The sequence below is a fragment of the Gulosibacter sp. GYB002 genome (assembly GCF_036577665.1).
Taxonomy (GTDB): Bacteria; Actinomycetota; Actinomycetes; order Actinomycetales; family Microbacteriaceae; genus Gulosibacter; species Gulosibacter hominis.
Window position 1 is genome coordinate 133008 of the sequence record NZ_JARBDD010000009.1, and the last position, 9167, is coordinate 142174.

Annotated in this window: 14 protein-coding genes; 12 read left to right on the forward strand and 2 right to left on the reverse strand. The window is 63.8% G+C overall.

Annotated features, from left to right (window positions below; all coding sequences use genetic code 11):
• Positions 1-81 precede the first annotated feature (81 nt).
• Genes PV375_RS06280 through PV375_RS06300 form a run of 5 tightly spaced genes read left to right on the forward strand, consistent with a single transcriptional unit; the run spans position 82 to position 2019 of the window.
• Positions 82-873, forward strand: a complete 792-nt coding sequence (locus PV375_RS06280; protein ID WP_064846209.1) for a ParA family protein — start codon at positions 82-84, stop codon at positions 871-873.
• On the forward strand, positions 866-1261 hold the full coding sequence (locus PV375_RS06285; RefSeq protein ID WP_143028277.1) for a ParB family protein: 396 nt from the start codon (positions 866-868) through the stop codon (positions 1259-1261). The genes PV375_RS06280 and PV375_RS06285 overlap by 8 nt, the downstream gene beginning before the upstream one ends.
• Positions 1262-1274: 13 nt before the next feature.
• Entirely contained in the window at positions 1275-1640 is a 366-nt protein-coding gene (locus tag PV375_RS06290; protein WP_332106595.1) for a hypothetical protein, read from the forward strand.
• Entirely contained in the window at positions 1640-1825 is a 186-nt protein-coding gene (locus tag PV375_RS06295; protein ID WP_332106596.1) for a hypothetical protein, read from the forward strand. The genes PV375_RS06290 and PV375_RS06295 overlap by 1 nt, the downstream gene beginning before the upstream one ends.
• 11 nt (positions 1826-1836) lie before the next feature.
• Complete coding sequence (locus tag PV375_RS06300) at positions 1837-2019, forward strand: hypothetical protein (RefSeq protein WP_064846212.1); 183 nt, start codon at positions 1837-1839, stop codon at positions 2017-2019.
• A gap of 219 nt (positions 2020-2238) precedes the next feature.
• Here the strand turns inward: PV375_RS06300 and PV375_RS06305 are convergent, their stop codons facing one another.
• Together PV375_RS06305 and PV375_RS06310 are read right to left on the reverse strand one after the other, a co-directional pair.
• Positions 2239-2778, reverse strand: coding sequence for a TetR/AcrR family transcriptional regulator (locus PV375_RS06305; RefSeq protein WP_332106597.1), 540 nt, complete (start codon positions 2776-2778; stop codon positions 2239-2241).
• Between the two features lie 27 nt (positions 2779-2805).
• Positions 2806-4314: an MFS transporter gene (locus PV375_RS06310; RefSeq protein WP_332106598.1), complete on the reverse strand. Its 1509-nt coding sequence runs from the start codon at positions 4312-4314 to the stop codon at positions 2806-2808.
• A gap of 168 nt (positions 4315-4482) precedes the next feature.
• Here PV375_RS06310 and PV375_RS06315 point away from each other — a divergent pair, with 168 nt between their 5' ends.
• The 7 genes from PV375_RS06315 to PV375_RS06345 all read left to right on the forward strand — a co-directional run bounded on the left by PV375_RS06315 (position 4483) and on the right by PV375_RS06345 (position 8997).
• On the forward strand, positions 4483-5049 hold the full coding sequence (locus PV375_RS06315) for a recombinase family protein (protein ID WP_332106599.1): 567 nt from the start codon (positions 4483-4485) through the stop codon (positions 5047-5049).
• Between the two features lie 9 nt (positions 5050-5058).
• Entirely contained in the window at positions 5059-6495 is a 1437-nt protein-coding gene (locus PV375_RS06320; RefSeq protein ID WP_060920705.1) for a Mu transposase C-terminal domain-containing protein, read from the forward strand.
• Positions 6482-7405: an AAA family ATPase gene (locus PV375_RS06325; RefSeq protein ID WP_060920706.1), complete on the forward strand. Its 924-nt coding sequence runs from the start codon at positions 6482-6484 to the stop codon at positions 7403-7405. The genes PV375_RS06320 and PV375_RS06325 overlap by 14 nt, the downstream gene beginning before the upstream one ends.
• A gap of 178 nt (positions 7406-7583) precedes the next feature.
• A complete protein-coding gene (locus PV375_RS06330; protein ID WP_316261986.1) occupies positions 7584-8114 on the forward strand; it encodes a TetR/AcrR family transcriptional regulator in 531 nt (176 codons plus the stop codon).
• A gap of 2 nt (positions 8115-8116) precedes the next feature.
• Positions 8117-8464, forward strand: coding sequence for a DMT family transporter (locus PV375_RS06335; RefSeq protein ID WP_005053852.1), 348 nt, complete (start codon positions 8117-8119; stop codon positions 8462-8464).
• Positions 8464-8784, forward strand: a complete 321-nt coding sequence (locus PV375_RS06340; RefSeq protein WP_316261987.1) for a DMT family transporter — start codon at positions 8464-8466, stop codon at positions 8782-8784. The genes PV375_RS06335 and PV375_RS06340 overlap by 1 nt, the downstream gene beginning before the upstream one ends.
• Positions 8785-8799: 15 nt before the next feature.
• Positions 8800-8997 (forward strand): hypothetical protein, encoded by a 198-nt coding sequence (locus tag PV375_RS06345; RefSeq protein ID WP_005053846.1) that lies wholly within the window; start codon positions 8800-8802, stop codon positions 8995-8997.
• Positions 8998-9167 lie beyond the last annotated feature (170 nt).

Sequence of the window (9167 nt, forward strand, 5' to 3'; positions counted from 1 at the left end):
AGATAGTGGGCTGCCAAGGCGCAGCCCACTATCTGCCCCCAATAGGGGTATTAGTACCATTAGACCTGAAAGAAGGGCACCATGATTCTCGCGTACTGCAACCAGAAAGGCGGAGTGGGGAAGTCCACCACCGTCTACCACCACGCCCGCGCCGCGATCCTCGACGGACAGCGCGTGCTCGTGATCGACGCCGACCCGCAGGGCAACATCACCAGCGTTCTCACCGAAGACATGCAAGAGGGCGACGTTGGAGTGGCCGACGCACTCAGCAGCCGCAGCAGCGACACCCTGGCCGACGTGCTCGTGCCCGGTATCTGGGAAGGCCTCACGGTCGCGCCGACCGTGGGCGACAACCTGGCCGACGTGCGCAACGAACTCGTTATCTCATCGGAGCCAGGCCGCGAATCGCGGCTGCGCGCGCAGCTCGCCGCGATCCAGACCGAATATGACCTGGTGCTCATCGACTGTGGCCCCGCTATCGACCCGTTGACGATCAGCGCACTCACGGCAGCCGACGCCGTCGTGATCGTCTCACAGTCGAAGCTGTGGAGCGTCAACGGCCTGGCGAAGCTGATGAACACCGTGAGCCTGGTGCGCGAGCACTACAACCCGCGGCTCACAGTCGCCGGACTCGTGCTCAACGCCCACGAAGCGCACACACTCGCCGGAGGCCACTGGGCCGACGAGCTGACGGCAGCCGCCGAAGCTGCGCAGCTCCCGATTCTCACCCCACCCGTACCGAAGCGGCAGGCAATCGCAGATGCCACCGAAACGGCCCGAGGCCTAGACGAGGGCGACGCGCAGGCGCGCGAGCTTGCCGCGATCTACGCCGCACACATTGACCAGCTCAAGAAGGGAACTGCTCATGTCTAAGAAACCCGAACGCCGACGCTCGCAGCTCAGCGGCCTGTCGCCCGTAGCGCCGACGAGCGGCCGCGTCGAGCCAGAGAAGCCGGCCCCTGAGAGTGCAGCACCCGCAGCGGCCGCGCCCGCTGCGCCAAAGCGCACCGTGGCGGCCGCCAGCTCGAAGCCTGGCACCCGCACGAAGATGGGCTATTACGCCGCACCAGAGGACAGCGAACGCATCCGCGCAGCGTTCATCGCAGCGAGGAACGCAGGGCGGCCGTATCGGTCACTCTCTGACTTCCAGCTCGAAGCGATCCTTGACCAGGTAGTGCGGCTCGAAGCCGAACTGAACGGCGGCCGACCGTTCGAGGGCGCACCCGCGCACAGCCTGTCACCCGGCCGCCCGATGGAGTAAGGGAGTAACCACAATGGCAATCAACGAGGAACAGCGGCAGCTCGAAATTGCCGCCGAGGTCGAAGAGCTGGCGCGCACGCTCGCGCACTCAACTCGAGCTGTACCGCACCCGATCGACTCATACCGACTGCTCGGTGAGCTGGGCGCAACCATCGACCATTTGGCGCAGGTGATCGACCAGCTCGGCAAGTGGCACAGCCGCACCGAGGACGGCAAGCACTACAACGGCGAAGACGGCGACGGCACCGGCAGCGCCCATGCGGCCGCTGACGAGCTGACAACCGCAGCAAACATGCTCAGGCGCGCATCGAGCCACGTTGGCCGGGCACACAGCCATAACGGCGTCGTGCGTTGGTATCAGGAGCCGCAGGAGAGCTGATGAGCGCGCTACAGATCATCTACTACGTCGGGATCGTCGTAGGCATCGCCATGTTCGTTGCATCATGGCTGATCCGCCGTAAGCAGATCACCGAAGGCCCGCTGGCCCAAGCTGAGAAACCGTTGATGCTCGGGGGAGCGGCCGTCACGTTAGCCTTCGCGCTGCTCGGCTTCGCCACGATATGAGAGGGGCAGCTATGACTCAGAGCGATCAGATGAGCGACGCGGAGCTGGCGCGTGAGATGAGCCGACTTGAGGCGGCGATAGCCGCCGCTGCGAGTGACGAAGAGCGGCAGCGCTGCAATGCGTTGTTGAGCGAAGTGCGCTTCGAGATGATGACGCGCGGCCACGTCGCACAAGGTGGAGGCTGCGCCCAATAACGGTCGTTTTCGGGCAGCCGTGCCGGACGGCCCGCCGAGTGTGACTTGCGGCGCTAAATGTCGCGATTCTCGCGTCGCTCTGAATCCAGTGAGGGGCTCTGTGTCTCGTCTCGAGACGCGCGTTATGCCGGTCACCGGCCAACAGATTGGCTGGAAGCACAGCGCTCCGGATACGCGCGCCGGTTCCTCCTCTTTCGTTTGCTGCCCGGCTGGTGTGGTCTATGACGCGATGCGTTCGTTATCTCGTATGAGGTCGATGATACGTTCGGCGCTCTCATGGCGTTGCTCAGTAGCGATGCTGGTGCTTCCAAGTACGTCGGTGACCCAGAGGCCATCGGCAGCCAAAAGTGCCAGGGCATATGCGGGATCATCTGTCGGTTGCGGTCGTGGTGCCCAGCGTTGGATAACACGATCCCAAGCGTCCTGGTTCTCAGTGTGATGACTATCGAGAATCATCTGCACTTCTGCTCGAGTGGCTGGTGTCGCCGCCATGCGGATGTAAGCGATGAGCCGTTCGAGCGCGGTGGTCTCGTCGGCCGGCTTACCGCAGGCAACTTCGAGCTGGCTCTCCCAACGGCATGCCATGTGCTCATGAATGGCCGCGATCAACTCCTCTCGGGAAGGGAAGTGGTAGATGATCCCTCCACGGGTAATGCCAGCTGCTGCCGCGACGGAATCGAAGGTGACGGCGGTAATCCCGTCAGACTCGATGACATTGACCGCGGCGTCCAAAATTACGGTCCGTTTGCTCTCTCGCACCTTGCTCCTCTCTCGCTGGAATGAACATCAGTGGTTCTCCGCAAACTCCATGGCCTGAGTGTTGCGACCGTAGGCACGCAGTAGACCATTGGTAGTCACGGCCCCGATTGCCAAGACCACGCCCAAGACGATCATCGTCACCAGGTAGGCAGTGTCAAATGCAGTGGTCGCTGCAGCAATTATCTCGGCGTTCCCGTCAGCGACGGCCAGTGCGTCTGCCAGGCTCTCCCGGGCTGCATCCGGGGAACCAATGGGGAGTTGAACTGTGAAGGCGTACACAAACGTCAGCAGGCTTCCCAGCACGGCGACGGCCGAGAGCGACCCCATTTCGTACGACACCTCCTCCACGGACGCAGCCATGCCAGCTTTGCGCGGGTGGGCATTGCCCATGATCGCGGAGGAAGCGACCGAGAACGCTCCACCCAGGCCGAGCCCGGTCACGACGAATCCGGCCACGAGCAAGGCGAAGGTGTCTGTTGCCACCGCGGTGATCGACAGCAGCAGCCCGAGGGCGCCAACGCCGAGGCCGCCGGAAATAATGAGTCGAAGGCCGAGCGTGTCCAGGAACGCAGCTCCGAGCAACCCCGAGGGCAGAGCACCGAGGGCGATCGCTGCAACCAAAAGACCCGCTTGCAAGGGGCTGAACCCTTCCACGAGTTGGAAGCGCTGGGTTGTGATGAGCTGCGCGCCTGCGATCGTGAACATTGCGAAAGCAGCAGCCAGGACGCCTCCGGTGAAGGCCTTGTTGCGGAAAATCGAAAAGTCCAAAAGCGGTTCACTCATCCGTCGCTGACGACGTACGAACAACACGAACCCGACCACTGCAGCCACTGCAGCACCTGCAATCAGAGGCCAGTTCTGCGGTACATGGGCGAGCTCCTTGATAAAGAGCACCGTGCCCACGAGGCCCACCATCGCCTGGATGGAGGACAGCAGGTCCCACTTCTTGGAGGGATCAGCGTCGTTACGCGGCGCGACGAGCGCGGTCCCGATGAGCGCGGCGACCACAACCGGAACGTTGATCAGGAACACTGATCCCCACCAGAACCGCTCCAACAGCAACCCGCCTAGGATCGGGCCGAGCGGGGCGCCGACAACTGAGAGACTTCCCCAGATCGCGATCGCGATGTTTCGTTCTTTCACGTCATTGAACGACAACCGGATCAATGCGAGCGTCGCCGGCATCATCGCTGCTGCCCCCACGGCCAGCAGCGCACGCGAGGCGATCAGCATCCCCGGGCTCACCGAGAACGCTGCAGCCAACGATGCCAGGCCGAAGATCAACAGCCCCACCACGAACATTCTGCGGTGGCCGATTCGATCGCCCAGCGTCCCCGCACCCAGCAACAGACCCGCCATCACCACAGGGTAGGCGTTGATGATCCACAGTGAGGCTGACCCCGAAGCGCCCAGCTCCTCGGTCAGCGTCGGGAGCGCGGTGTACAGAATCGAGTTGTCCAGCGTGATGAGGAGCAAACCCGCGCCTACCGTCAACAACAACCACCATCGCCGCTTCGGCGCAGTATCGCTTCTCATCAATCCGACTCCTCGCTACCGCTTTACTATACAAACAGGTTAGTATAGTAACATGATGGACCGTTCATGAGTCATCCGGAATTTTGGTCGGCCAGTTCGGCGAGTCGTGTCTCACTACCCGTGTCAGCAATCTATGTAAAACAAGCGGCGTTCACGTTACACTGAGGCATGGCCACGATCGGTTACGCCCGAGTCTCAACCCGAGACCAGAATCCCGACGGCCAAACGGATGCGCTCAATGCGGCGGGCTGCGACAAGATTCTCGTCGAGCACGCATCCGGCACCCTGGCGAAACGGCCGGCACTGACGGAAGCCCTCGGATATCTGCGCGAGGGAGACTCGCTCGTCGTGACGAAACTTGACCGGCTCGGCCGGTCGGTGAGAAACCTCAAACAGGTCGCGGACGAATTGCAACAGCGCGGGGTCGGTTTGAAGGCACTCTCGCAGGGCATCGACACGACGACGCCGGGAGGTCGCCTGTTCTTCCACATGCTCGCTGCGATCGCGGAGTTCGAACACGACCTCATCGTCGAACGCACCCACGACGGCCTCGCGGCCGCCCGCGCCCGGGGCCGGAAGGGCGGCCCGAAGTTCAAGATGACGCCGACGAAGATCCGGCAGGCCCGGGCGATGTACGACGAGGGCGGCCACACCGTCCAAGAGATTGCCGACACGTTCGGAGTGTCCCGGCCCACGATCTACCGGCACCTGGCCGAGCACGTCGAGCGGTCCTAACGAGGAATCATGGCGCACCTCAGCGATCGGCAGAAAGCCGAGCTTGTGCGCCAACACCAGGACGGGGTGCCGTGGACGCGCATTGCGGAACACTCCGGCGTCGCCGTACGGACCCTGCAACGCTGGGCAGCCCGGATGGAAACGGGACAGCTCTCACGGGCACCTCGCAGCGATAAGGGTTCGAGGCACATCGACGCCGAGCTGGTGAAGGCGATTGAGGCGCTTGCTGTGCGGCGACCCGCGCCGACGATCGCGTATATCCACCGCCGCATCGGTGATATCGCCAGGGGCCGAGGACTATCCGTCCCGGGGTACACCACGGTCCGCGAAATCGTGCACGCGCTCGACCCGGGCCTGACCGCTCTCGCGGACGGCAGGGACGCGGCCTATCGAGACAAGTTCGAGCTGGTCTACCGCCGCACAACCTCTGCGCCGAATGAACAGTGGCAGATGGACCACACTCTGCTCGATGTGATGATTCTCGATGACCGGCAGCAGGCCGTCCGCCCCTGGCTCACGATCGTGCTCGACGACTACTCACGAGCGATCGCGGGCTACGCGGTCAGCGTCTCAGCACCCACGGCCGAGCATTCCGCATTGGCTTTCCACCAGGCCGTCGCTCGGAAACGAAACCCGAAGTGGGTGGTGTCGGGCCTCCCGGACATCCTCTACAGCGATCACGGGTCCGATTTCACCTCGACCAGGATCGAGCACGTGTGCCTCGACGTGCACGTGCGCTTGATTCACTCACGGATCGGCGTCCCACAGGGGCGCGGCAAGATCGAACGGTTCTACCGAACGATCACGACCGAGCTGCTGCCGCACCTGCCCGGCTTCATCCCGCACGGCACCGGTGGATCGCCCATCACCGAACCCAGGTTGACCTTGCACCAGCTCGATGACGTTCTCGAGCGATTCATCGTCGACGAATACAACGAACGCATCCACTCATCGACGGGTGCTGCCCCGCACGAGCGATGGCGCAGCGACAGTTTCATCCCTCGAACACCCGCTCGCCCGGAAGACATCGATCTGCTTCTACTCACCGCAGCGACGCCCCGCCGTGTGCAACGCGACGGGATCCGTTTCGCCTCGACCCGATACATCTCACCAGTCCTCGCCGCATACGTCGGGGAAGACGTCACGGTGCGGTACGACCTCCGCGACCTCGGAGAGATACGAATCTTCCACGACAACGCATTCCTCTGCCGCGCAATTTCCCCCGAACGCTCCTCGGAAACCGTCTCTTTTGCTGATCTGCAAACCGCGAGGAACGCGCGGCGTCGCGCTCTGAAGCAGCAACTCCGCGAGCTCACCGCTCATGCGGGTTCCCTTCCCGAAGACACGCGCCACCGTCCCGAGATCGCAACGGCCCCCGACAGAACCCCCGACCAGCCCGCGACACTTCCCGCGCGACACGGATTGAGGACATATGCCAGTGACTGATCCAGACAGCACGCCCCGGTCTCTTCTTTTCACGCCTGACGATGACGGACGCCGATTCCTCAACGGTCATTTCGACGAGTTCACCGATGCGCCTCCGCCCCTCGCGGACACTTTGCCCGCATTCATTACCACACGTGAGCACCGACGGTTTACAGAGTTCGCGGATACCGTCCGATCGCACCGCTACATCGGCCTCTGCTACGGACCACCCGGCGTCGGGAAGACACGCTCCGCACGCAACTACGCCGGTACAGACGAATGGGAGCAGTGGTACCCGCTCTCCCGCGGCAAGGGCTCACTGCCGCCCGTGCCCGAGGCCGTGCAACGAAGCCGCACGGCATTCTTCACACCCACGGTCGCCGCGACCATCAAGCAAATCGATCAAGGCCTGCCCCGGGCCTGCCAGCACATCTCCTGGGCCATCGACTACGCCGAACACGGGCACGTTGATCCTTTCGTTCACGCCGAGTCCCAACACAGCGGAAACACCGAACTGCTCATCATCGACGAAGCCGACCGACTCAAAACCGCCGGCCTCGAACAAGTCCGCGACTTCTACGACCGCCACCGGATGGGCGTCATCCTCATCGGCATGCCCGGCCTCGAAAAACGGCTCGCCCGCTACCCCCAGCTCTACAGCCGCATCGGCTTCGCTCACGAGTACCGGGCGCTACGCAGTGACGAGCTCACCGCCGTTGTCGCGCAGCGCCTCCCGGACCCCGACCCAGACGACTCCGGTCTCGCGCACACCGCAGCTCTCGCCGCAATCGTCCGCGCCACCAACGGAAACTTCCGTCTCGCCGACAGACTCGTCACCCAGATCAACCGCATACTCGACATCAACAAGCAGACACGCCTCATCCCAGAGGCCGTCGACGCCGCCCAAGAAGCACTCCTCATCGGACGGTAAGCGGCGTGGGAAACACGACATTCATCGCCGCGATTCACAACGTCGCCGCGGTGCAGCTCGCGGCCGTGCCGGAATCGATCGTTTTCGGCCTACTCGGCTCGCGGTGATGAACCTATGCGTGCAACTCCACTGTAGGAGACTCCTGGCCTAGTTACCTTCCGGATGGTAACCTACACTCATGCGCACCGATCCTCGCCCCGCGATCCTGGCGGCCGCCTTCTCTCAGCTCGACGAGGGGCGGGCGGTGTCTCTGGACTCCGTGGCCCGAAGTGTGGGGCTGACCAAGCCGGGGGTGATGTATCACTTCCCCACGAAGGAAGCTCTCATGCTCGCCCTGGTGGACTCCGTTTTGGACCGCTGGGAAGAGGCGCTGGTCGCACGCCTCGGGTCGTCACCGGACGGCGCGGCCCCGGCCGCGCGCATCGGCGCGTACGTCGACTGGTCACTGTCCGGGGGTTTCGATGAAACCGACCTGGTGGCGATGAGTGATCCGAAGCTGCGCCGCTCGCTCACGCAGCGCTGGGCCGAACGTCTCGCGCCCTGGCTTGTCGTGCCCGATGACGTCGCCCCGGACGAACGCACCCGGTTGCTCGCCGCCCGCCTCCTGGCCGACGGCGGGTGGCTTGCCGAAGCCGCCAACGTCTCCCCTCCTACCCCCGGCGACCTGGCGCAGCTCCGCGCCTTCGCCCACAACCTCGTGAAGGACTGACTATGAAGAAATGGCTCCTGCTTGCCGGCGCGATCATCAGTGAAGTCGCCGGCTCTCTCGCCCTCCAAGCCGGCCAGGACCACCCGGCCTGGTACATCCTCGTGGCGATCGGCTACGTCGGCGCGTTCACGCTTCTCGCGCTCGTTCTACGCGAGGGGATGGCCCTCGGGGTTGCGTACGGGATCTGGGGCGCGATGGGCGTCGCCCTGACGGCGGTGCTGGCCGCACTTCTGTTCGGACAGCCCTTGACCGGCGTGATGATCCTCGGCCTGGCCTTGATCATCGGCGGTGTTCTCACCGTCGAACTCGGATCGCAAGCGGCGCAGCGCAAGAGGGAGGCGAGCATCTGATGGTCTGGCTCTTCCTCATCCTCGCGATCGTCCTCGAAGTCGGCGCGGCACTCTCCCTGCGCCTGGCAACCGGCGGACGGAAACCGTTCTACATCGCCGTCGTCGTGGGCTACCTCGGCGCGTTCTTCTTCCTCACCCAAGTCCTTGCCCTCGGGCTCGGCATCGGTGTCGCCTACGGCATCTGGGCCGCCTCCGGCGTCGCCCTCACCGCCGTGGCCAGCAAGTTCCTGTTCAAAGAACCCTTCACCTGGGTCATGGCGCTCGGCATCGCCCTCATCATCGGCGGCGTCCTCCTCGTCGAACTCGGCGCGGCCCACTAGCCTGCCGACGCGGCCATGACCGTTGCTCGCACCCTCGCGGCTATTCGCCGCGCTCTCCTGGAAGATCCTGCCGTCGACATCCGATTCGTGGACGCAATCACCGTCGACAGTCATCTTCTGAGCACGCACGGCCAAGCCCTCATCCTGTTCGTACACCCACAGCATCGCGAAGTCGTCGACGAGCTGCGCAACGCCTCCCGCCCATTGGACTAGTGCGGTCGGCCGGGGTCATCACCGCGGCCGCGCAGCTCGTCAACGGGCTCTGTTGCAAAAATCGTGAAGCTTGAGCATGCTTGGCGGAGATTGGACGGACGGAACGATGACGGATTTCAAGTGGCGCCATTTCCAGGGTGATGTGATCCTGTGGGCGGTGCGCTGGTATT